This window comes from Candidatus Accumulibacter aalborgensis, from assembly GCF_900089955.1.
In the GTDB taxonomy this organism is placed as follows: domain Bacteria; phylum Pseudomonadota; class Gammaproteobacteria; order Burkholderiales; family Rhodocyclaceae; genus Accumulibacter; species Accumulibacter aalborgensis.
Window position 1 is genome coordinate 36,088 of sequence record NZ_FLQX01000117.1, and the last position, 22,153, is coordinate 58,240.

Consider the following 22,153-nt stretch of genomic DNA (forward strand, 5'->3'; position numbering starts at 1 on the left):
ACCCAGGTCGCGGACTGACAGCGAGTTAGCGTGATGCCTCTGAAACGTGCCGGTTGGTCGAGCTTTGCGCTGGCCGCCCTTTTCTCCGCGGGCACTGCCGCCGCTGCCGACCTGGTGCAGGTCTATGGCGAGGCTTTGGCCTACGACGCGCAGTATGCGGCTGCTCGGGCCACCGCCGAAGCCGGACGAGAGAAGCAGCCGCAGGCGCTGGCCGGCTTGCTGCCAACCGTTGCCGCAACAGGTGGCACCTTCTGGAACGACGCCACCTACCGGAACCGGATCGGTGACGCCACGGAGACCATCGAGAGCAAGTTCAACAGCAACAGCTACGGCGTCAACCTGACGCAACCGCTGTTCCGCTGGCAGAATTTCGTGCAGTACAACCAGTCCAAGCTGCTGGTCATGCAGACCGAGGCCAACTTCGCACAGGCGGGACAAGACCTGATCGTCCGCGTCGCTCAGGCCTATTTCGACGTGCTCTTCGCCATCCATAACCTGCGCGCCGTGCAGGCCAACAAGATGGCCATCGCGCGGCAGCTCGAGCAGGCGAAAAAGAACTTCGAGGTCGGCACTGCGACGATCACCGATACCTATGAATCGCAGTCGCGCTTCGACCTGGCGACGGCGCAGGAGATCGCTGCCGATAACGAGCTTGAAGTGAAACGGTACGCGCTGCGCGTGCTGGTCGGCAAGGACCCTGGCGAGCTCAATCGGCTCAAGCCGAAAACGGTCATGGTACCACCGCAACCGGCCAGCATGGAACCATGGGTCGAGGCGGCCGAGCGCGACAGTTTTGTCGTTCAGGCGCAACAGGCGGCCGCCGAGGCGGCCAGCAAGGCAGTCGACATTAGTCGCGCCGGTCATTATCCGACGGTTGACGTGGTCGCCAATTACGGCAAGAACCAGGGTCCCGGCCAGTTTGGTATCGGCGAACTCGATACGACGACGCGCCAGGTCGGGTTACAGCTCAACATCCCGATTTTCCAGGGGGGTGCCGTCAACTCGAGAACTCGCGAAGCAGCCGCCAAGAGGGATGCGGAGCGAGCCGCACTGGACAGCGCAAAGCGCAATTCGGCGCTTGGCGCGCGCCAGTCCTACCTCAGTGTGGTCAATGGCGTTGCCCAGGTACGCGCGCTCGAAGCCGCGCTGGTGTCGAGTCTCAGTTCGCTGGAATCGACCCGGCTCGGCTACGAGGTCGGCGTGCGGATCAATATCGACGTCCTCAATGCCGAGAACCAGGTCTACGTCACCCGGCGCGATCTGGCGAAAGCCCGTTTCGATACCCTGTTGTCGCAACTCAAGCTGAAGGCCTTCGTCGGCTCGCTCAACGAAGCTGACCTGGAACGTGTAAACATGCTGCTCGAGGCGCCATGAGCGGCTGGATCAGCGCTAGCGTACGCGCCGTGGCGCCGCGGTGCGCCTGAGCGAAATGCAGTGCCCCATTGCGCATCGCCAGCAAGTGCTTTGGCTGCTCGAACAGGTCGCGTACCACAGCGGCTGCGTGAGCGGCATCGAGTACCTCGCGAGCTGCGCCACAGGCGATCGCATCGGCACTGGCCTGGGCAAAGTTGAAGCGGTGCGGGCCCAGCAGCACCGGGCAACCGCAGGCTGCCGCCTCGATCAGGTTCTGGCCGCCAAACGGCAGTAAGGTCCCGCCGATCAGCGCCAGGTCCGCGAGCGCGTAATAGGCGGCCATTTCGCCCATGCTATCGCCCAGCCAGACCTGCGTTTGCCTGGCCGGCACGCTTCCCTCACTGCGTCGACCGACAGCCAGCCCGCGTTCGGCGATCAACTCGGCGACTTCGGCAAAACGTTGCGGATGACGCGGCACCAGGACGAGCAGCAACTCGGGAACGCAGATCGCGGCGAAGGCATCGAGGATCAGTGCTTCCTCGCCTTCACGGGTGCTGGCAGCGAGCCACACCGGGCGCGCGCCGAGCGTCTGCCGCCACCGCGCCCCCAAGCGCAGCTTGTCAGGTGCGGGCGCGACGTCGAATTTCAGATTGCCGCAGACGGTGACAGCGAGCGCGCCAAGCTGTTGTAGCCGTTCGCCGTCGGCAGTCGTCTGCGCGCCGATGGCGTCGAGCGAGGCGACCGCCGGTCCGATCAGCTTGGTCAAGCGCGCATAGCCACGCAGCGACCGCGGCGACAGGCGGGCGTTGATCAGTGCCAGGGGCAGGTGCCTCCGGCGGGCCGCTTCGATCAGGTTCGGCCACAGCTCGGTTTCCATCAACAGCCCGACCCGCGGCTGGAAGTGATCGAGAAATCGGCCGCAGGCAGCGGGCAGGTCGTAGGGCAGGTAAGTCTGCACCATCCGTTCGGGGTGCCTGGCCAGCAGGTCGCTGCCTGCCACTCGCCCGGTCGGCGTCATGTGGGTAAGTAACAATCCGTGCTCCGGATATTCCCGCAGCAGCGCTTCGATCAGCGGTTCGGCGGCACGCGTTTCGCCGACCGACACCGCGTGCAACCAGATCAGTGGCCGCGCTGGGCGTCGTCCGTAGAAGCCATGGCGCTCGCCAAGGTGCTCCAGATACGCCGGCTGCTGGCGCGCCCGCCAGAGAAGACGCAGCCAGACGAGCGGCATGGCCAGGTAGAAGAGCAGCGAATAGAGCAGTCGGAACATCAGCGCAGCGCCTGCGTGGCCAGCATCAGTACCGCTGCCACCGTCGGCGGCGCGCCGGATCGGCCGAGGTTGCGGACGAAGCCGCTGCCGTAGACGCCGGTCAGTGCCGGTTCGCTGGCAATGTACAGCGCGATGGTCGGTACTTGCAAGGCCGCCGCGAGGTGCGCGAGGCCGGTATCGACACCGATCACCAGGCTGGCGCGAGCCAGCAGCGCGGCGACCTGGGGCAGCGTCAGCGGCGGCGCGGCAATCGCGCCCGGCAGCGCTGCGGCGATCCTTTCGGCGCGCACCCTTTCGAGCGTGCTGCCGGCAGGGATGACCGGCGTCAGGCCGCGGTCGAGCATCGCCCTGCCCACCTCGCGCCAGTTGTTTTCGTCCCACAGCTTGTCATCGCGGCTGGTCGCGGTGAGCAGAACGACCAGACGGTCACCGGCCAGCCAGTCCAGGTTGATCGCCGGTGCCGAGAGGCCATAATCCAGCGGCAGATCGACCGGATAATCGAAAGCGGCAGCGGCCAGCCAGCGGTTGCGCTCGACGGCATGCACATTGCGCGGAATGACGAAGGTGGTGTCGTAGAACCGTGCTGCAAGGGGTTCGCGGGCGGCCTCTGCGGCGTAACCGCACCGTCTGCCCCGGGCTTGACGGGCGATCAGCGCGCTCTTCAGCAAGCCTTGCGTGTCCAGAACGACATCGTAGGTCGTGGCACCAATCCGTTTCCGGAAGTCGCGTAATTCGCGCCAGGTGGCGAGTTGACCGAGATTCCTGCGCCAGCGCCTGATGGCCACGGGAATGACCTGATCGACGCCCGGATGCAAACGCGGAATGTCGGCAAACGCCTCCTCGACACACCAGTCGATCTGCGCTCCGGGAACACTGCAGCGCAAGTCGCTGAGCACCGGCAGATTGTGAATTACGTCACCGAGCGACGAGGTCTTTACCAGTAGGATGCGCATCGGTGGGTCAGGAATGAGTGCGAGCGGCAGTAGCCGGAAGAAGCGCATTATAGGAGATGGCGGCACAAGGCACGCTCCGGCCGATACGCAAGACGCTATAATCCCGCCCCGCGTACGGTCATGACTTCTCAAGACAGCGCGGATTATGAAAGTCATGACCGTTCCCCTCAGCCCCGGCCCCTCTCCCGCGCAGGCAGGCGAGGGGAGATTCGAGAGTCGCTGGCGCGACTTTCATGGGCAATGGCTTCTCGGCGGGTCCTCTGTGAATGAATGGAGATGCTGCAAATGAATTCCGTCGTGATTCGTCCGGTCATCCTGTGTGGAGGGTCTGGGACCCGTTTGTGGCCGCTTTCTCGAACGCACTACCCGAAGCAGTTTCTTCGCCTGGTCGACGACTTTTCGCTGCTCCAGAACACGCTGCGCCGCCTCAACGGCCTGCCGGGGCTGGGGACCACCATTGCCGTGGCCAACGAGAACCACCGCTTCCTGGTCGCCGAACAGCTTCTCGAGATCCGTACGAAAGCAGATATTCTGCTCGAGCCGGTGGCGCGCAATACGGCACCGGCGGTCGCTGCCGCAGCGCTGCAAGCCCTTGACGAGGAGGGTGAGCAAGCCTCGCCCTTGCTGCTGATCTTGCCATCGGATCATGTGATCGCCGACGTCAAGGCTTTTCAGCACGCGGTCAGCGCCGCCATTCCGCACGCCGCCGCCGGTGCTCTGGTCACCTTTGGCGTTTTGCCTGATCGTCCTGAGGTCGGTTACGGCTATATTCGCCGCGGCGAACCCGTCGTGGGTGGCTATGCGCTCGATCGTTTCGTCGAGAAGCCCGACGCCGAAACCGCGCAGACGTATCTCGACTCCGGCGATTACTACTGGAACAGCGGCATGTTCATGTTCCGCGCCGACACCTACCTCGAGGCACTGGACCGTTTTGCACCAGGCATACGCCAGTGCGCGACCATGGCGGTGGCCGGCGCCCGGCGCGATCTCGATTTCCTGCGCCTTGACCAGGCCGCTTTTGCTGCCAGCCCGTCGGACTCGATCGACTACGCGGTGATGGAAAAGACCGACCGGGGAGTCGTCGTCCCGCTGGATGCCGGCTGGAACGACATCGGCGCCTGGGATGCGCTGGCGACGATCGGCCAGGGCGATGGCAACGGTAATCGGCAGCGCGGTGACGTGCTCACCGTTGACACGCGTGATTCCGTCCTCCTTTCCGAAGGACAACTGCTCGCCACGGTCGGCGTCAGGGATCTGATTGTCGTGGCCACACCCGACGCGGTGTTGGTGGCGGACAAGTCGAAAGCCCAGGACGTCAAGCTGCTGGTTGAGGAATTGAAGCGCAGCGCACGTGCCGAAACAGAATTCCGGCACATCGTCCATCGCCCCTGGGGCAGCTACGAAGGTTTGGCGCATGGCCCGCGCTATCAGGTCAAACGCATCCTCGTGAAGCCAGGCGCCAGCCTCAGTCTGCAGAAACATCATCATCGCGCCGAGCACTGGGTCGTTGTCAAGGGTACGGCCCTGATCGTCCGTGGCGAGCAATCGCTGTTGCTGTCGGAGAACGAGTCCACCTATATTCCGCTCGGCGTGGTTCATCGGCTGGAGAATCCCGGCAAGATCGACCTCGAAATCGTCGAGGTCCAGTCCGGCAGCTACCTCGGCGAGGATGATATCGTCCGACTGCAGGACAGTTACGGCCGATGAACGCGCAGGTCGCCGACGCGACTTGCGCAGCAGGGTCAGGAATCATGGGATGATAGGGGCCTTCTGGTAACGCTCTTGACGGGGGGCTGAAGTGGTCTGGTGGCTGGCCTATAGCGCGCTTGGACTGTTCGCCGGCTTCTTTGCCGGCATGCTCGGCATTGGTGGCGGACTGGTGATGGTCCCGGCGCTGGCCATGATGTTCGCCGCCCAGGCGGCATTTCCCCCGGCTGAGGTGCTGCATCTGGCGCTCGGCACTGCGATGGCGACCATCCTGTTCACCGCGCTCGCCAGCCTGCGCGCGCATCACCGGCATGGCGCGGTGCTGTGGCAGGTCGTCGGCCAGATCACTCCGGGGATTCTCCTCGGCACGCTGCTGGGCACGCTCGTCGCCTCCAGCGTCCCGGCCAAGCCGCTGGCTGTTTTCTTCGCGTTTTTCGTCTGCCTGGTGGCGGCGCAGATGATCTTTAATCTGAAGCCCAAGCCGGCGCGCGCCTTGCCGGGAGCGGGTGGCGTTTTTGCCGTCGGACTGGGAATCGGTGCCGTCTCGGCCCTGGTCGCCATCGGCGGCGGATCGCTCACCGTGCCTTTTCTGACCTGGTGCAACGTGCGCGTCCAGCATGCCATCGGCACTTCGGCAGCGGTCGGTTTCCCGATTGCCATCGGCGGCTCGCTAGGTTACATCTACAATGGCTGGGGGCATCCCGGATTACCCGAGTGGAGCCTTGGCTACGTCTACCTGCCGGCCTTCGTCTGGCTGGTTCCCGCGAGCATGGTGATCGCGCCGCTCGGCGCAAGGCTGGCGCACAGCCTGCCGGTGGCGACCTTGAAGCGCATCTTCGCCGGCATTCTGATCCTGCTGGCCGCCAAAATGCTGTGGGGTCTGTTCGCCTGACGGCGCCGATCAGCGGCCGCGGAAATTGGGCTTGCGCTTGTCAAGAAATGCCGACAGTCCTTCGCGGTAGTCTTCGGTATCGAGAAAAGCGAACGAGGCGCGCAGTTCCTCGTCGCTCAGCGGGACCTCGTGCTGCAAGCGGCGGATCCACTGCTTGTGCCAGCGGGCAACCAAGGGCGCGCCCGCACAGATGTGGCGAGCGGTGGCGTAGGCTTCGTCGGCGACCTGGAGATCAGCCACGACACGGGTGACGAGTCCCTTGGCCAGCGCTTCCGCTGCGCTGAGCATTCGTCCTTCGAGCAGAATTTCGCGCATCGTTGCTGGTCCGGCCAGGCGCAGCATACCTGCCAGCTCGCCGGGGTACATTGAAAAACCGAGCTTGTTGATCGGTGCGCCGAAGCGCGACGACTCACCGCAAATGCGCAGGTCGCACTGGGCGGCAATCTCCAGCCCGCCGCCAATACACGCTCCCTGAATCAGCGCGATGGTCGGCTGGCGGCAGTCGAACAGGGCCTGCAAGGCAGCACCGACCTGCGCATGGTAGGCCATGGCACGGTCCACGGTGTCGCGTTCGTTGAGCAGCTCCCCGATGTCGCCACCGGCGGCGAAAGCCTCGTGGCCGTCACCGCGCACGACGATGCAACGCACCTGATCGTCACTCGACAGATCTCTGGCGGTCTCGGCCAGTTCCCGCCACATGGCGAAGTCGATCGCATTGAGTTTGCCTGGATTGGACAGCCTGAGGGTGGCGATCGCGGTCTCGTGGGCGCAAGAGATGTGGCCGGTCATGATATCAACTCCTCATGCGGGTGGCTCCTGGCCAGGGACTGCCGTACGGACAAAATGTGATCGTGCATCAAGGCCTGCGCGCCGGCGTCGTCGCCGGCCTTGATGGCTGCCAGAATCGCGCGGTGTTCACACAACGACTCCTCCAGGCGACCATCGATGCTCAGCGACAGCAGGCGCGTCAGTTTGAGGACCTTGCGCAGGTCCTGGATCACCTGTTGCAGCCAGCGGTTGCCGGACATCTCCTGGATGCGGAAGTGGAACTCCTGATTCGCCTCGAAGAAGCGTTCGATCTGCTTGCTCTCGGCAAAGCGCTCCAGTTGCCGGTGGATCGCCTCGAGTGCGGCGATTTGCCGGGGTTGCGCCCGGTTGGTCGCCTCCAGCGCACAACGGCCTTCGAGCATGGCCATCAAGGGGAAGATTTCGTCCAGGTCCTGTTCTGAGATCTCGGTCACGAAGCAACCTCGGCGTGGCCGCAGGGTCACCAACCCTTCCGACGCCAGTACCTTCAGCGCTTCGCGCAGGGGCGTCCGACTGATGCCATAATCAACCGTCAGCGCCTGCTCGTCAATCCGGGTTCCAGGGGAGAATTCGTGCGCGAAGATTCTCTGGCGGAGTCTTTCAGCGACTTCCTGGTAGAGGGCAGTCTGGGCTATGCGACTCGGAGGCATCGTTCTTTTTTCGCTAACTCGTTCAGGGTCAACACAGGACCTTGCTTTCATAATTATGGATACAGTATTATTCGCAGGTCGGGGTGTCAAGTGTTACCGTTTCCTTGACGCGGCATGACTCTCCTGGTCGGCATGAGTATTGCCTCATCGGGCGCGGGAGCGCCCCCTCAATCCACAGATTTCGTGAAAGGTTCCGCCATGTCCAACGCGAACAACGCTGCGCCACTTGATTCTGCAAATATCGACGCCTGGAAAAAGGCCGCCACCAAGTCCGCGCCAGGGGGTAATGTCGACGCGCTGAACTGGGTCACCCCCGAGGGAATCATCGTCAAGCCATTGTATACCAAGGCAGATGTCGAAGGCCTGGAATACACCGATACACTGCCTGGTCTGGCCCCCTTCGTCCGCGGCCCGCAGGCAACGATGTACGCGGTGCGGCCATGGACCATTCGCCAGTACGCCGGTTTCTCCACCGCTGAAGCATCCAACGCTTTCTATCGCAAGGCCCTGGCCGCTGGCGGCCAGGGCGTTTCGGTCGCTTTCGATCTGGCCACCCACCGCGGTTACGACTCCGACCATCCGCGTGTCACCGGCGACGTCGGCAAGGCCGGTGTGGCAATCGATTCGGTCGAAGACATGAAGATTCTGTTCGACGGCATCCCGCTCGAAAAAGTCTCGGTATCGATGACCATGAACGGTGCCGTGCTGCCGATCCTCGCGGGCTACATCGTCGCTGCCGAAGAGCAGGGCGTGCCGCAGGAGAAGCTCTCGGGGACGATCCAGAACGACATCCTCAAGGAATTCATGGTTCGCAACACCTATATCTACCCGCCGAAACCGTCGATGACGATCATTTCCGACATCATCGGCTACACCGCGCAGCACATGCCGAAGTTCAACTCGATCTCGATTTCGGGCTACCACATGCAGGAAGCGGGTGCGACGCAAGCGCTCGAACTGGCGTTCACGCTGGCCGATGGTCGCGAGTACGTGAAGACGGCGATCGCTTCCGGTCTCGACGTCGACGGCTTTGCCGGCCGGCTCTCGTTCTTCTTCGCCATCGGCATGAACTTCTATCTCGAGGTCGCCAAGCTGCGCGCTGCGCGCCTGCTGTGGTGGAAGATCATGCAGGAGTTTTCGCCGAAGAGCCCGAAGTCGATGATGCTGCGCACGCACTGCCAGACCTCGGGCTGGTCGCTGACCGAACAGGACCCGTACAACAATGTCGTGCGCACGACGATCGAGGCGATGGCTGCGGTTTTTGGCGGCACCCAGTCCCTGCACACCAATGCCCTCGATGAAGCGATCGCCCTGCCGACCGAATTCTCGTCGCGTATCGCACGCAACACGCAGCTCGTGATCCAGGAAGAAACGCATATCACCAGTGTCATCGATCCGTGGGCTGGCTCGTACATGATGGAAAAGCTGACGCAGGACCTGGTCGACGAAGCGTGGAAGATCATCGAGGAGGTCGAGTCCATGGGCGGCATGACGCACGCCGTCGAATCGGGCTGGGCCAAGATGAAGATCGAAGGCTGCGCGGCCGACAAGCAGGCGCGCATCGATTCCGGCAAGGACGTGATCGTCGGCGTGAACAAGTACAAGCTGGCCAAGGAAGACGCGCTGGACATTCGCGACATCGACAACAACGCGGTCCGCGATTCACAGATTGCCCGGCTGAAGGAGGTTCGCGGCAACCGCGATGCCGACAAGGTCAACGCAGCGCTGGCCGATCTGACGCGCTGCGCCGAAACTGGCGAAGGCAATCTGCTCGACTTTGCGGTCAAGGCGATGCGCTTGCGCGCATCGGTGGGTGAAGTCTCCGACGCCATGGAAAAGATTTTCGGTCGCTTCCGCGCCACGCAGCAAACGGTCTCCGGCGTCTATGGCGCGGTCCTCGAAGGAATGTCGAGCTGGGAGTCGCTCAAAGCCGAGATCGTCAAGTTCAATGACGACGAAGGCCGCCGGCCGCGGATCATGATCGCCAAGCTCGGCCAGGATGGCCACGACCGCGGTGCCAAGGTGGTGGCCACCGCCTTTGCCGACCTCGGCTTCGACATCGACGTCGGTCCGCTCTTCCAGACACCGGCAGAAGCGGCTCGTCTGGCGATCGAAAACGACGTGCATGCGGTAGGTGTTTCTTCGCTGGCGGCCGGGCACAAGACCCTGCTGCCCGAGCTGGTCCAGGCATTGAAGGATCAGGGCGCCGACGACATCATCGTCTTTGCTGGCGGCGTGATCCCGGCGCAGGACTATGACTTTCTGTTCAAGGCGGGTGCCAAGGCCATTTTCGGGCCGGGGACGCGGATCGAGGATTCGGCGCTGACCGTGCTGACGGAAATTCGCAAGGCGCGCGGGCAAGCCTCTACCTGAGTCACAGCAACATCCACGTTGGGCGATGGACATGACCAGCATTGCAGCAGCCGGCCTTTCGGCCACCGACCAGCATCTCGTTGATGGCGTACTGGCCGGTCGCCGGCGATCGCTGGCCAAGACCATCACGCTCGTCGAATCGACGCGCCACGATCACCAGCGGCACGCACGGCAGGTTTTGACGGCGCTCTTGCCACACACCGGACGAACGATTCGGGTCGGCATCTCAGGTGCCCCGGGCGCCGGCAAGTCGACCTTCATCGAGACGCTCGGCCTCTATCTGATCGAGGCCGGCAAACGGGTGGCCGTTCTTGCCGTCGACCCGTCGTCGTCGGTTTCCGGCGGGTCGATTCTCGGCGACAAGACACGCATGGAATTTCTCTGTCAGCGCGAGGAGGCATTCATCCGGCCCAGCCCTTCATCCGGTTCGCTGGGCGGCGTCGCCGACAAGACGCGCGAAGCGATGCTGGTCTGCGAAGCGGCCGGTTTTGACGTGATCATCGTCGAGACGGTGGGGGTCGGGCAATCCGAGACCACGGTGGCCGGCATGGTTGATGCCTTCGTCCTGCTGCAGTTGCCCAACGCCGGTGATGACCTGCAGGCGATCAAGAAGGGGATTGTCGAGATTGCCGACCTGGTGGTCTTCAACAAGGCCGACATCGATGAACGCGCTGCGGCCTTCGCCCGTGGTCAGATGAAAGCCGCGCTGACCATGCTGCGCAGCGCCAGCCCCAACTGGCGGCCACCGGTGCTCACCGTCAGCGCGCTGGCCAAGCGCGGCATCGTCGAATTCTGGGCCGAGATCGAACGCTACCGGACGACGATGACGGCCAGCGGCGAATTCGAAGAAAAACGCCGGCGGCAAGCCGTCGACTGGATGTGGAACCTGATCGACTCCGGCCTGCGCCAATATTTTCGTTCTCATCCAGCAGTACGCTCGGCGCTGCCGGAGCTGTCGGGCGACGTCGCCGAAGGGCGGACGACGCCCGGCGCGGCAGCTTCACGCCTGCTGGCCTTCTTGAAGCACTGATACCCCATAGGCGGGGTATTGCACCGAGACCTCCGATTTGTTTCTCGTAGTTCTGATTGACGCGACCGTTAGGGAGTAGAACTTATGCACGATATCATTCGCCAGCTTGCCGAAAAGCGCGCGGCGGCCTGTCTGGGTGGTGGCCAGAAACGCATCGACGACCAGCACAGCAAGGGCAAACTATCTGCCCGCGAGCGCATCGAGCTGTTGCTCGATAGTGGCTCTTTCGAAGAGTGGGACATGTTCAAGGAGCACCGTTGTAACGACTTCGGCATGGCCGACCGGTCGGTACCCGGCGACGGGGTGGTGATTGGCTGCGGAACGATCAACGGCCGCCTGATGTTCGTTTTTTCGCAGGATTTCACCGTCTTCGGTGGAGCGCTCTCGGAAGCGCACGCCGAGAAGATCTGCAAGGTCATGGATCACGCGATCAAGGTCGGTGCGCCGGTGATCGGTCTCAACGACTCGGGCGGTGCGCGCATCCAGGAGGGAGTGGCTTCGCTCGCCGGTTACGCCGACGTCTTCCAGCGCAATGTCCTGGCCTCGGGCGTGGTGCCGCAGATCTCGCTGATCATGGGCCCGTGCGCGGGTGGCGCGGTGTACAGCCCGTCGATGACCGACTTCATCTTCATGGTCAAGGATTCGTCGTACATGTTCGTCACCGGCCCGGAAGTGGTCAAGACGGTGACGCACGAAGACGTCACGGCCGAAGAACTCGGCGGCGCGATCACGCACACGTCACGATCCGGAGTCGCCGACCTGGCCTTCGAAAACGATGTCGAAGCCTTGATGATGGTTCGCCGCTTCATCAGTTTCCTGCCCTCGAACAACCGCGAAAAGCCACCGCGCCTGCCCTCGCAGGACCCCGCCGACCGTCTCGACTTCTCGCTCGACACGCTGGTCCCGGACAACACCAACAGCCCGTACAACATCAAGGAACTGATCATCAAGGTCGCCGATGACGGCGATTTCTTTGAACTGCAGCGCGAATACGCCAAGAACATCGTCATCGGTTTCGCGCGCATGGACGGCTCGGCCGTTGGCATCGTCGCCAACCAGCCGCTGGTGCTGGCTGGCTGTCTGGACATCAAGAGCTCGATCAAGGCCGCCCGCTTCGTTCGCTACTGCGACGCTTTCAACATCCCGGTGGTGACCTTCGTCGACGTGCCCGGCTTCATGCCCGGTACCGCTCAGGAATACGGCGGCATCATCAAGCACGGCGCCAAGCTGCTCTACGCTTACGCCGAGTGCACCGTGCCGAAAATTACCGTCATCACCCGCAAGGCCTACGGCGGCGCCTACGACGTCATGGCCTCCAAGCACCTGCGCGGCGACGTCAACTTCGCCTGGCCGTCGGCCGAAATCGCGGTCATGGGCCCCAAGGGCGCGGTCGAGATCATTTTCCGCGAGGAGAAGAACGATCCGGCCAAGCTGGCGGCGCGCGAGGCCGAGTACAAGGCCAAGTTCGCCAACCCCTTCGTCGCTGGAGCGCGCGGTTTCATCGACGACGTGATCATGCCCAACGAGACCCGCAAGCGCATTTGCCGCTCTCTGGCAATGTTGCGCAACAAGCAGTTGGAAAACCCGTGGCGCAAACACGGCAACATTCCGCTTTGAACGACGGGGAGATATAGAGATGTTCAAGAAAATTCTGATCGCCAACCGCGGCGAGATCGCCTGCCGGGTGATGAAGACCGCCAAGAAAATGGGCATCAAGACGGTCGCGGTCTATTCCGAGGCCGACAAGGACTCGATGCACGTGTTGATGGCCGATGAGGGGGTCTGTATCGGCCCCGCAGCGTCCAAGGAATCGTATCTGGTGATCGACAAGATCATCGCCGCCTGCAAAGCGACCGGCGCCGAGGCGGTACACCCCGGCTATGGTTTCCTGTCCGAAAACGAAGAGTTCTCGCGCCGTCTGGAAGACAACGGCATCATCTTCGTCGGCCCGAAACACTATTCGGTGGCAGCGATGGGCGACAAGATCGCCTCCAAGAAGCTGGCCATCGAAGCCAAGGTCAACACCATCCCCGGCTACAACGCCGAGATCACCGACTCGGCGCAGGCCGTGGAAATCGCCAAGGGCATTGGCTACCCGGTGATGATCAAGGCCTCCGCCGGCGGCGGCGGCAAGGGCCTGCGCGTTGCTTTCGACGACAAGGAAGCCTTCGAGGGCTTCGAGGCCTGCCGCAACGAGGCGCGCAACAGTTTCGGCGACGATCGCGTGTTCATCGAGAAGTTCGTCGAGGGGCCGCACCACATCGAGATCCAGTTGATCGCCGACTCCTTCGGCAACACCGTGTACCTGCTCGAACGCGAGTGTTCGATACAGCGCCGGCACCAGAAGGTCCTCGAGGAAGCCCCGTCACCGTTCATCGACGACACCATTCGCAAGGCGATGGGCGAGCAGGCCGTGGCGCTGGCCAAAGCCGTCAACTATCAGAGCGCAGGAACCGTCGAGTTCGTCGTCGGCTCCGACAAGTCGTTCTACTTCCTGGAAATGAACACTCGTCTGCAGGTTGAACACCCGGTGACCGAAATGATCACCGGTGTCGACCTGGTCGAGTTGATGATCCGCGTCGCCGCCGGCGAACCCTTGCCGTTCAAGCAGGAAGACATCAAAGCCAACGGTTGGGCGATTGAGTGTCGGATCAACGCCGAGGATCCCTTCCGCGGCTTCCTGCCGTCGGTAGGGCGTCTGGTCAAGTATCGGCCACCCGAAGCCGTCGAAGGACAGGTCCGCGTTGACACCGGCGTCTTCGAGGGTGGCGAGATTTCGATGTACTACGACTCGATGATTGCCAAGCTGATCTGCCACGGCGCTACCCGTGACCAGGCGATCGTCCGGCTGCGCGACGCCCTCAACGCCTTCGTGATTCGCGGCATCGACTCCAACATTCCTTTCCAGGCGGCGTTGATGCAGAATCCGCGCTTCCTGTCAGGGGTGTTCACGACGGCATTCATTGCCGAGGAGTATCCCGACGGCTTCGTGGCCTCCGACGTGGTGCACGACGATCCGGGTCTGCTGGCGGCAGTGGGCGCCTTCGGCCGGCGTCGCTACATCGACCGGGCGGTGCAGGTCAGCGGCCAGATGGCTGGCCATCACCGCAAGGTGGGCAGCGAATGGGTCGTCCAGATGGAGGGCAAGGATTACCCCGTGGTCGTCACGCCGATCGCCGGTGGTTACTCGGTGACCCACGGTGACGATCGCTACGATCTCGTTTCGGACTGGAAGTTCGGCGAACTCGTCTTCCACGGTACCTGCAACGGAGTGCCGCTGTGCCTGCAACTCGAGCGCATCGGTCTGCTCTATCGGGTCGTGCACTTCGGCAAACAGGTCAAGGTCACCGTGATGACCGCCAATGCCGCCCGCATGCTGGCACTGATGCCCAAGAAGGTGCCGCCGGACCTGTCGAAGTTCCTGCTCTCGCCGATGCCTGGCTTGTTGCGTGAAGTGTCGGTTGAGGAGGGACAGCAGGTCAGCGCTGGTGAAAAGCTGGCGGTCATCGAGGCGATGAAGATGGAGAACGTCCTCAAGGCCGAACGCGACTGCAAGGTCAAGAAGGTCGTCACTCCGGCGGGCGAGAGTCTGTCGGTCGATCAGGTGATCCTCGAATTCGAGTAAGCCGGGTGTAGTCGCGTTTGTGAGGAAAGAAGCCCGCCTTTAGGCGGGCTTCTTTCCGTCCACTGTTCCGCTCCTCACGCTCCTCAGGGAATGATTGGTCAAATTCCGGGCAGCGAGTCCATCGGGCTGCGAACGCCGCCGGCCAAGTCAAGTTATTCGCTCCGGACGGTAAAGAGCAGGCCACGCTTTGCTATCCTGCGAAGGATATGACGGAGCCGGTGAAGTACTTTGCGCCCACCTATCTGAAGCAGTCCTTGCGAAATTGCGAATAGCATGTTGCCCAAGGAGCCGCTGAATTAAAAGGGCCAGGGTCAATTTAACGCCTCTTAAGCCCATCCTTCTAAGCACTGGATTTAATATAGGCCACGCGAAGTGACTTCGGGGCGATCTGCGGCCGGCGGCCCGATTACTTCGCTAGCTTTTCATTCAACACGGATGCCGGTGCAGCGTGGTTGCTTGTCCTGCGGCGCCCTTGCCGGCGCCGTTTAATTCTCACGTTCGGCGTCAGCAGCCATGGCAAGCTACAATGCTGCACATTTCCTACCGGAGATCGATTATGAACTTCAGCATCGAGTGCGAGGAAGAAGTTGATGGCCGCTGGATCGCTGAGATTCCGCAGCTTCCAGGTGTCTTGTCCTACGGCCAGACGGCTGAAGAGGCCATGGCAAAGGCTGAGGTGCTCGCCCTGCGCACCATGGCCGAGCGCCTTGAGCAGAACGAGTCGCGTCCCATCGAAATCAATATTTCTCTTCCCCTCGTCGCATGAGCCAGTGGCCATCCATCCAAAAGCAATGATCCCGTGCAAATGCGGATTGACATCTCACCATAGCCGTATAATATGACCAAGTGGTCATATTTTGAGGTCCGTCATGCGTACCGTTCAGGTCGCCGAGGCCAAAGCCAAATTCTCCGCGCTCCTTGCCGCCGCCGAGGCCGGTGAGGAAATCTCCATCACCCGCCATGGCAAAGTCGTGGCGCGCATCGTGCCAGACACCCCGCGTATGGCTGCGGATGTTTTCCGACCCTGCTGGGAAGACGCGGATGTCGACCTGGAAGCCCCGGCGGACATGCCACCTGAGCCGACACCGGATCTGGTTTGACATGCGCTACCTGCTTGACACCAACATCTTTATCGCAGGCATGAAGGGCGTGGAGCGTGTACGCAACAAGCTGGAAACCACGCCTGTATCCGAAGTCATACTCTCGCCCGTCGTGTTGGGTGAACTGGAGTACGGCGTGGAAAAAAGCCTGCATCGCGAGAAGAACGCTGCACACCTCGCGCGGATAGTAGGCGGACTGCAACTCATCGCCCTGGACGTCGAAACCAGCCATCATTACGGCATCATTCGGGCGAAGCTGGAACGTCAAGGCGCGCCTATTGGCGCCAATGATTATTGGATTGCAGCCCAGGCGCTTGCTCTACGTGCAGTGCTCGTCACCGACAACCTGGGCGAGTTCGCCAGAGTGCCGGGCCTGATGTGGGAGAACTGGTTGGCGTGAACGCTGCAGCCGGGAACGTGGCGCTTGCGGCATGCCACCTTCTAACTTCATCAGCGCAGCGCCGACAAGGCCTTGCCGCCCGACCTCGGCGCTCAGCGCGAGCGCGCGAGATCGAAGTCAGCGGTATTGCGTTCGTCGATGAACACGCTGGCCGGATCGGGCGATTGCCCATTGCGACAGGTGACGACGACGTTGGCCAGGAGCTGTTTTTTCTGCAGCACTTCGACGGCGCAGCGGCCGTAGACGCTCTCGATGGTAGCCAGCAGGTTGCGTGCATAAGGCGTGGCGAGGGCGCTGTCGAGGATCAGGTTGGCAATCAACAGTCCTTCCGGTTCAAGCACGCGCCGCGTGCCCTGCCAGAATTCGCGGGTGACCAGGTGGCCGGGGATCGAGGAATGCGATCCATAGACGTCGACGATCGCCGCGGCGAAGCGCTGTTCGGTACGGATCACGAAACGGCGCGCGTCGTCGGCGATGAAGTCGCCCTGGGCCGCTGTGCGCAGGAAATGCTTTTCGGCAATGCCGCGAACTGCCGGGTCAATATCGACATACGTGTAATGGTTGCTCGGTTCGCGGTGCGACAGCGTGAAGCCACCGGCACCGAGTACCAGAATCCGGCGGCCACGAAAACCGAACTCGTCAAGCAGCAGGCTGCGTATGTGTCTGATGTAGAGCGCGTAGAGCGGTGGTTCGGCTTCGTCGATCAACGAGGCAACCGAACTGTTGTTCTTGAACGCTCGACCATTGACGGATCCCTTGTAGTTGACCGGCACCACCAGATAGCTGGCATAGGAGGTCTCGATCTCCGGGCGAAGCCACACGTTGGCGACCACGGTCAGCGTGCCGACGACCAGACTGGCGGCGATCGCAGCACGGTCACGCGTGCTCAGGAGCAGAAAGCCAACGACGAGCAGCAGCGCACAGAGGGCCACCGCAGCCGAAACGCCCAGCCATTGCATGACCAGCAGTGAAAGCGAAAGCGAACCCAGAAAGGAACCCAGCGTCGAGTAGTAGAGCGCCTGGCCGCTGGCTTCGCCGACGCGTTCGAGGTGCAGCAGGTTGGTCAGGATCGGCACGGTCTGCCCGAGCAGCCAGGCGATCGGGCAGACCACGCCGGCGATGAAGACCAGATACCCCACCAGCGGCGGACCGAGCGCGGCGAAGATCAGGTCAACGGCAATGCCGGTCAGCCCAACGCCGGTGAGTAGCGCGGCAATCAGGAAGTTTCTCGCCACCACCGCGAGGTACTCGCCGTCGATTTTCGCACCGGCCTGGTAACCCAGGGCCAGCGCGAGCAGAAAGAAGCCGATGGTCGGCGCAGTGACGACGATCGAACTTCCCAGGTGGGGGATGATCTGGCGCAGGGCGATGACTTCGGCGCCGAGTGAGCAGAATCCTTCAATGAAGACGATGGCAAAAAGCAGGAAGCGTGGCATGGGGAATCACATCGTCGGGGCAGGGCCAGGCGGCACTATACTCCAAGAGCCGCGGCGGTCGGCTCGCGCGAGGTCGCGGCCGCGCTGCGCAGCCGCTCACTGGCTGCGATTGTCCGACGAGCTTGCCGTTCCTGCCCGTGTGTCGATGCGCAGCAGAGCGGGCAGAAGTTCCGTTGGCAACATCAGCCGCGAGAGCAATGTCTCGCGGCTGATGTTGAGCAGGCTCTGGATCGCCGCAAGGTCGTCTGGTATCGCTGCATGGGTCCACCCGTCGATCGAGTGGCGGGCGAGGTTGACGGCCAGCTTGACATTCTGCACCCTTGGCAGTTGCGCATTTCCGTCGCTCATCAGCGTGGTCAGCAGACCCGGCAAGTGCCACGCATGGCAGAGCGCCAATTGCAGATCGGCCAGCGGAAAACCAAGGAACTCCTCCTGGACACTGGCGCTACGCAGTGTCCGGTCAGCTTGCAGCCGGGAGCGAATCGCGAGCGCCAGTTCGGGCGCAAAGCACCACAGCAGCAGCTCGGCCAGGTCGTGCAACAGCGCGGCGAGCGCCACCTCCTCGACGTTCATGTCGTGCCGCGCGAAGGCCCAGTCGTGTGCGTAGCGCGCGGCGCGCTGCGTTCGCCGGACTACCTGCAGCATGCCCAGCAAAGCTTGCGGTTGACGGCCGAGGAGCACCTCGATGGTCAGTGGACTTTCGAACTTCCGAAAAAAAGGATCCACGCCGAGCATCATCACGGCGCTGGCGATGTTCGTGATTTCGCTGCGCAAGTGTTTGCTGCCGAAGGCCTGGATATAGGCCAGGACGCGGATCGCCAGCAGCGGATCCTGCAAAACGATGTCGGTGATGTCGCGCGCGCTGACCCGGTCGATATGCTGGCGCGCTTCGTCGAGGCGGCGCGTCGTCTGACGCAGGATCGGCATCTCCGCGTCGCTGAACAACGTCAGCCAGCCGGCAAGGTCCTTTGGCGTGGGCGTGTTGGGCATTGATGTCGCCTTCGCTAGCGTCAGCGGGGGGTACGCTGAGCAGTCCGTGGAGGGTCAGAAGCGCTCATCCGGCCGCAGATAGCGCCACTGACCGGGAGGCAGCTTACCGAGCGAAACACCGCCGATGCGTACGCGCTTGATGTCGGTCACGCGCAGGCCCACCAGTTCACAGCCGCGCTGGATCTGCCGCTTTCTGTTTTCATGCACGACGAAGCGCAGTTGTTGCTCGCTCAGCCACGAAACCTGCGCCCGCTCCAGCTTGACGTTGTCGAGTGACAGTCCGTGCCGGAGCAGGTCCAGGCCATCGGCTACCAGGTCGCCCTCGACGTGCAGGTGGTACTCCTTCTCCAGTCGGGCACCGCCGCCGGTAAGGCGGCGCGCAACACTCCCCTCCTGGGTGAACACCAGCATGCCATGTTCTTCTGCGTCGAGTTTTCCAGCCAGGGCCAGGCCGCGCAGATGGGCGGCCTGGAAGGTGCCGGTGGCGCCGTCCTCTGCCCAGCGCGTGTCCGGGCGGATCAAGGTCGCGGCCGTCTCAAGACCTTCGTCGGCTGGCGTCGCAGGATCGAGCGGCTTGTTGAAGACGATGGTCACGCTTTCGATCTGATGCTTGCTTGCGGCGTCCTTGATCTCCACTGTGGCCTTGGGGTTCACGCGGGCGCCAAGCCTGTTGACCACGGTGCCATCCACGCTGACCCAGCCGTTTTCTATCCATTCGTCCGCTTCGCGGCGCGAGCACTGGGCCAACTGGCTGACCAGTTTCGACAGCCGCGGCGATTCCTTTGGCAAGCCGCGCTGAGGACCGGGAGGGGTGGTCGACGTTTCACCGTGCGGCGTTTCCACGGCTTCCTGGCATGCCGCAGTCGATGGCACGCTCGCTTGGCGATCGGTCGGCGGGCGCTCGTCACGATCGGCTGCCTGGCGATCAGGGGGGGCCGCGCGCACGCCGGTACTGCGAGCGATACCGCGTGGCGGGTGGACGCGGGCTGGCTTACCAGGACGGTCGATGCGGGCGCGCTCGCCGCCGGCGGGTGTGCCGCGGTCAGCCGCTGGCGGCGGACGATCGGCTGAGTTCTTGCGTTCGGCGGAGGCCAGCGGAACTGCCCTGTCAAGCTGGCTGCCAGAACTTCCCGTCGTATTGGCGGTGTCCTTTCGGAAGCTCTGCGCGGGCTTGGTGGCCACGCCTGGCCGGGTGGCCGGCGCGGCGATCGTTGGTCCCGAGTCTTTGGCGGGCCACGCGGTCGAGCGCCTGGGTCCCTGGGAACCGCCGCGGATTGGTTTGCGGGTGGATGATCTCGATTCGCCGGCTGGGTCGATGGGGGAAGTTTTTCGGGGCAGTTTCAGCGTTGAGCGAGGCATGGCGAGCTTGTCCGTTACTATGCAAGTCGCACCAGCGACTCACGAATCTCCCTTCGGCCGTATGCGGGAGAGGGGTCGGGGGTGAGGGCAACGGTCGTGACTTTCATGATCCGGGGGAGCTTGAGAAATCATGACCGTTTGGCCGTCCGCACAGTTTACGCCAGAAGTCGTCTGTTCCCCAGTCGAATCGGCGATGATTCCGCCGCTTTCTGGTACGCTGGCGGCATTTGCCCCGTGCCGCCATGCCAGAACATCCTGAAACTGCCATCGGTAATTTGACTGACCTCCAGGAGGGGCAGATTGCGCTGTCGCGTTTCATTGTTCAACGAGACGATGGCTTGTACGTTATCGTCGCGCGCCTCGAGTCCGCTGCTGACTTCCTGGGTTTCGTCAATGGCGTCGTGGCTTCCGGCCTGTACTTTCGCGCGCTCGAGTACCCGAGCTTTCTTTCGCTACTCTACGATGATCCGGCAAGCTGTTTGGCCGCGGGCGACGATATTTTTATCGCTGCCGACATCACGGCTTTCCGGCCCGAACGTCAGGCGCTCTACAAGGCGCTGCGCATCGCCAACGGCGAGGCTGCTTATTTGTTTGAGCCGGTCTATCTCGAACCGTCTACCAGCGAGGCGCCGGTAGAGGAAGGGGACGCTAGGCAGCGAAGGATGGTCGGCGGGGGGCGGAGGTCAGTCGAGACGCGCGTTCGCCTGGATCGCGACGAATTCATCGCCAGTGCATGGGCGAAGTGTGTGCGCTTCGGAATTGATCTCGACGCAGTGCACGAAGGCATCCTGCTCGACAAGCCCGAGTGGCGGGTCGTGGCGCGCAACCGGCCATTCGTTCCGGGCAAGGACGCCGAAATCACCGAGCAGGCGATGGGCCTGCGGCGAAACAACGCGCCGCGCCGCCTGCTCGGCGACAAGGTCGATCTGCGCCAGTTCGAGACACGCTATCCGCAAGTCATCGCCGGCATCCGCCTGGTCAAGAAAATCCCGCGCACCTTGGGCGAGGATGGGCGTGACGTCACCGGCAAGGTCTTGGCGGCACCGCTGGCCAAGGACTTTGACCTGACCAGCCTGGCCGGTCCCGGTACCCGCGTCAGCCGGGAAAGCGATGGCGAATACCTGCTGGCGTCGGTGTGTGGCTTCCTCAACATCGATATGCGCAGCAACCAGTTCTCGGTGGCCGACAAGATCGTCAGTCATGAGGGCGTCAGCGCGCGAACGACCGGCGACCTGTCGCTGACCGGCGAAATCTATGAGCAGCACGGCGAGATCCAGGAGAAGCGCGTGGTCAAGTGCCGCAGCATCACGGCTTACGCTGATGTCTTCGGCAACATCGTTTCGGCCGGCGGCATCGTCCATCTGAAACACAACCTGGTCGGCGGCAGCGCCAGCAATGACGAAGGTGACATCATGGTCGATGGGGTTGCGTCCGGCGCGACGCTGATCGCGCACCAGGGTTGCATCAGCGTGCAGCGGGCAGACAACTGCGTCATCGTCGGTCGTCAGGTGGTCATCGGGCACGCGACCCTCTGTGACATCGTCGCCGAGGAGCTGAGTCTCGAGGTCGCGGAGTCCTGTGCCGTGGCGGGCAAGACCCTGTCCGTGCGACTGGCCCGCGCCCGCCGCGACATCGACAACGTGCTGCTGGTGCTGTTGCCCGACCTGTCGAGCTTCGCGGCGCAGATTGTCGCTTTGCGAAGGGATCTCGCCGGCCTGGCGACGGCGATTGCCGCCCAGCGCGAAAAGATCGCCGCCTTGCGCGGCGACCGGGAGGTCTCCAGTTACCTTCTGCTGGCCGGCAAACTGAAACGCCATGAGGTGGCCCTGAGCTCCGAGCAGGAAGTGGGCTGGCGCCGGTTGTCGGCGCAGGTGGCGCCCGCCTTGCGGACGCTGGCCCAGTTGGGCGAAGCGGCCAACGGACTGGATGCCGAGTCGCAGGCAGTGGTGGCGGCGATCGACGAAATCCTCGCCGCTCGCGAGCAGGCCTGTCAGGGGATCGCTTGTACGGTCGATCAGGTGACCGGCGACACCCGCGTCAGCACGCTGTTGGTCCGTGTCGCCGACCTGCCGCTGGCGGTTCTCCCGGGCAAGGATCTGAAGGCCAGATTGCGGCGGGCCGACAGCGCGACGAAACCACTTTTTGCCGGCGCGGCGGGCCGCTTCGCCTGGATTTACCCGGCGCCACCGGCCTGATGGTCAAGCGCGT

At 63.0% G+C, this 22,153-nt stretch carries 18 protein-coding genes; 11 read left to right on the top strand and 7 right to left on the bottom strand.

Going from position 1 to position 22,153, the window contains the following annotated elements; translation table 11 throughout:
* Positions 1–33 precede the first annotated feature (33 nt).
* Positions 34–1,374, top strand: coding sequence for a TolC family outer membrane protein (locus ACCAA_RS12330; protein ID WP_186407552.1), 1,341 nt, complete (start codon positions 34–36; stop codon positions 1,372–1,374).
* On the opposite strand, the gene waaA is transcribed toward ACCAA_RS12330, so the two are convergent.
* Together waaA and waaC are read right to left on the bottom strand one after the other, a co-directional pair.
* The gene (waaA, locus tag ACCAA_RS12335) at positions 1,325–2,623 is read right to left on the bottom strand and encodes a lipid IV(A) 3-deoxy-D-manno-octulosonic acid transferase (protein ID WP_186407553.1); all 1,299 of its coding nucleotides are present in this window, start codon (positions 2,621–2,623) and stop codon (positions 1,325–1,327) included. The genes ACCAA_RS12330 and waaA overlap by 50 nt on opposite strands.
* The gene (gene waaC, locus ACCAA_RS12340) at positions 2,623–3,576 is read right to left on the bottom strand and encodes a lipopolysaccharide heptosyltransferase I (protein ID WP_186407554.1); all 954 of its coding nucleotides are present in this window, start codon (positions 3,574–3,576) and stop codon (positions 2,623–2,625) included. Before waaC ends, waaA begins: the two co-directional genes overlap by 1 nt.
* 285 nt (positions 3,577–3,861) lie before the next feature.
* Between waaC and ACCAA_RS12345 the strand changes: the two genes are divergently transcribed.
* Both ACCAA_RS12345 and ACCAA_RS12350 read left to right on the top strand, forming a co-directional pair.
* Positions 3,862–5,283, top strand: a complete 1,422-nt coding sequence (locus ACCAA_RS12345) for a mannose-1-phosphate guanylyltransferase/mannose-6-phosphate isomerase (RefSeq protein WP_186407555.1) — start codon at positions 3,862–3,864, stop codon at positions 5,281–5,283.
* A 91-nt stretch (positions 5,284–5,374) separates the two neighbouring features.
* Positions 5,375–6,175, top strand: a complete 801-nt coding sequence (locus ACCAA_RS12350) for a sulfite exporter TauE/SafE family protein (protein ID WP_186407556.1) — start codon at positions 5,375–5,377, stop codon at positions 6,173–6,175.
* A gap of 9 nt (positions 6,176–6,184) precedes the next feature.
* Here ACCAA_RS12350 and ACCAA_RS12355 read toward each other — a convergent pair whose 3' ends face one another.
* Both ACCAA_RS12355 and ACCAA_RS12360 read right to left on the bottom strand, forming a co-directional pair.
* Entirely contained in the window at positions 6,185–6,964 is a 780-nt protein-coding gene (locus ACCAA_RS12355; protein ID WP_186407557.1) for an enoyl-CoA hydratase/isomerase family protein, read from the bottom strand.
* A complete protein-coding gene (locus ACCAA_RS12360; protein ID WP_186407558.1) occupies positions 6,961–7,632 on the bottom strand; it encodes a GntR family transcriptional regulator in 672 nt (223 codons plus the stop codon). The genes ACCAA_RS12355 and ACCAA_RS12360 overlap by 4 nt, the downstream gene beginning before the upstream one ends.
* 198 nt (positions 7,633–7,830) lie before the next feature.
* On the opposite strand from ACCAA_RS12360, the gene scpA reads away from it, so the two are divergent.
* The 7 genes from scpA (at position 7,831) to ACCAA_RS12395 (ending at position 16,160) form a co-directional block, all read left to right on the top strand.
* Positions 7,831–10,005, top strand: a complete 2,175-nt coding sequence (scpA, locus tag ACCAA_RS12365; protein WP_186407559.1) for a methylmalonyl-CoA mutase — start codon at positions 7,831–7,833, stop codon at positions 10,003–10,005.
* A 31-nt stretch (positions 10,006–10,036) separates the two neighbouring features.
* Positions 10,037–11,035, top strand: a complete 999-nt coding sequence (gene meaB, locus ACCAA_RS12370) for a methylmalonyl Co-A mutase-associated GTPase MeaB (RefSeq protein ID WP_186407560.1) — start codon at positions 10,037–10,039, stop codon at positions 11,033–11,035.
* A gap of 84 nt (positions 11,036–11,119) precedes the next feature.
* Positions 11,120–12,652, top strand: a complete 1,533-nt coding sequence (locus ACCAA_RS12375) for an acyl-CoA carboxylase subunit beta (RefSeq protein WP_186407561.1) — start codon at positions 11,120–11,122, stop codon at positions 12,650–12,652.
* 19 nt (positions 12,653–12,671) lie between these two features.
* Entirely contained in the window at positions 12,672–14,660 is a 1,989-nt protein-coding gene (gene accC / locus ACCAA_RS12380; protein ID WP_186407562.1) for an acetyl-CoA carboxylase biotin carboxylase subunit, read from the top strand.
* A 556-nt stretch (positions 14,661–15,216) separates the two neighbouring features.
* Positions 15,217–15,426 (top strand): type II toxin-antitoxin system HicB family antitoxin, encoded by a 210-nt coding sequence (locus ACCAA_RS12385; RefSeq protein WP_186407563.1) that lies wholly within the window; start codon positions 15,217–15,219, stop codon positions 15,424–15,426.
* Between the two features lie 103 nt (positions 15,427–15,529).
* The gene (locus ACCAA_RS12390) at positions 15,530–15,760 is read left to right on the top strand and encodes a type II toxin-antitoxin system Phd/YefM family antitoxin (protein ID WP_186407564.1); all 231 of its coding nucleotides are present in this window, start codon (positions 15,530–15,532) and stop codon (positions 15,758–15,760) included.
* Position 15,761: 1 nt separating this feature from the next.
* A complete protein-coding gene (locus ACCAA_RS12395) occupies positions 15,762–16,160 on the top strand; it encodes a PIN domain-containing protein (RefSeq protein ID WP_186407565.1) in 399 nt (132 codons plus the stop codon).
* 92 nt (positions 16,161–16,252) lie between these two features.
* Here the strand turns inward: ACCAA_RS12395 and ACCAA_RS12400 are convergent, their stop codons facing one another.
* The 3 genes from ACCAA_RS12400 to ACCAA_RS12410 all read right to left on the bottom strand — a co-directional run bounded on the left by ACCAA_RS12400 (position 16,253) and on the right by ACCAA_RS12410 (position 19,768).
* On the bottom strand, positions 16,253–17,596 hold the full coding sequence (locus tag ACCAA_RS12400) for a fused MFS/spermidine synthase (protein ID WP_186407566.1): 1,344 nt from the start codon (positions 17,594–17,596) through the stop codon (positions 16,253–16,255).
* Between the two features lie 96 nt (positions 17,597–17,692).
* Positions 17,693–18,586 (bottom strand): HDOD domain-containing protein, encoded by an 894-nt coding sequence (locus ACCAA_RS12405; protein ID WP_186407567.1) that lies wholly within the window; start codon positions 18,584–18,586, stop codon positions 17,693–17,695.
* Between the two features lie 54 nt (positions 18,587–18,640).
* The gene (locus ACCAA_RS12410; RefSeq protein ID WP_186407568.1) at positions 18,641–19,768 is read right to left on the bottom strand and encodes a pseudouridine synthase; all 1,128 of its coding nucleotides are present in this window, start codon (positions 19,766–19,768) and stop codon (positions 18,641–18,643) included.
* Between the two features lie 515 nt (positions 19,769–20,283).
* Between ACCAA_RS12410 and ACCAA_RS12415 the strand changes: the two genes are divergently transcribed.
* Complete coding sequence (locus tag ACCAA_RS12415) at positions 20,284–22,140, top strand: flagellar assembly protein A (protein ID WP_186407569.1); 1,857 nt, start codon at positions 20,284–20,286, stop codon at positions 22,138–22,140.
* Positions 22,141–22,153: the final 13 nt, after the last annotated feature.